General features: G+C 66.6%; 1 protein-coding gene and 1 pseudogene. Both read right to left on the reverse strand.

What is annotated here, in order from left to right; translation table 11 throughout:
- The coding region (locus M8J73_RS44540) for an alpha-amylase family glycosyl hydrolase (protein WP_249829934.1) at positions 1-230 on the reverse strand (230 nt) is incomplete at its 3' end.
- Positions 227-758 (reverse strand): annotated as a pseudogene (locus M8J73_RS44545) (DUF3459 domain-containing protein); the annotation flags it as partial. The gene M8J73_RS44540 and the pseudogene M8J73_RS44545, both read right to left, overlap by 4 nt.

A 758-nucleotide genomic window follows, 5' to 3' on the forward strand; every position in this document is an offset into this window, starting at 1 on the left:
CGCAGGGGGGATTTGAAGAAGGGCGGGAGCCAGATGCAGTCGATGCCCAGCCATTGCAGGTAGTCGAGTTTCGCGGTCAGGCCCTTGAGGTCGCCGATGCCGTCGCCGTTGCTGTCCTGGAAGGACCGGACGAGGACCTCGTAGAAGACGGCGCGTTTGAACCACTCCGGGTCCCGGTCCTTCTGCGGCGTGTCCTCGAAGGTGTCGGGAACGGGCTCGTTGACGATCATCGTGTGGGTGACCCCCCGATCTGCGGGTTGGACGGTCGCAGGACGGTCAGTACGTGAGCGGGCGTGCGGCCCGGTTCGAGACGTACGTAGTTGTTCCTGCCCCAGGTGTAGACCTCGCCGGTGAGCTCGTCGCGCACCAGCACCGACTCGTGCCAGTCGAGGCCGAGCCGCGGCATGTCCAACGAGACCGTGGCCTCCTGGGTGTGGTGGGGGTCGAGGTTCACGACCACCAGAACCGTGTTCGAACCCGCCCGCTTCGAATAGATGATCACCGCTTCCTGGTCGGCGTGGTGGAAGTGCAGGTCGCGCAGCTGGCGCAGCGCGGGGCTCCGCCGCCGGATCTCGTTGAGCTTGCCGAGCAGCGGGGCGATGGTGCGTCCTTCGCGTTCGGCTGCTTCCCAGTCGCGGGGGCGGAGTTGGTACTTCTCGGAGTCGAGGTACTCCTCGCTGCCGGGTTTGAGGGGGGTGTTCTCGCACAGTTCGTAGCCGGCGTAGACGCCCCAGGTGGGGGAGAGGGTCGCGGCGAGG

Source organism: Streptomyces neyagawaensis, assembly GCF_023516595.1.
GTDB lineage: Bacteria > Actinomycetota > Actinomycetes > Streptomycetales > Streptomycetaceae > Streptomyces > Streptomyces neyagawaensis.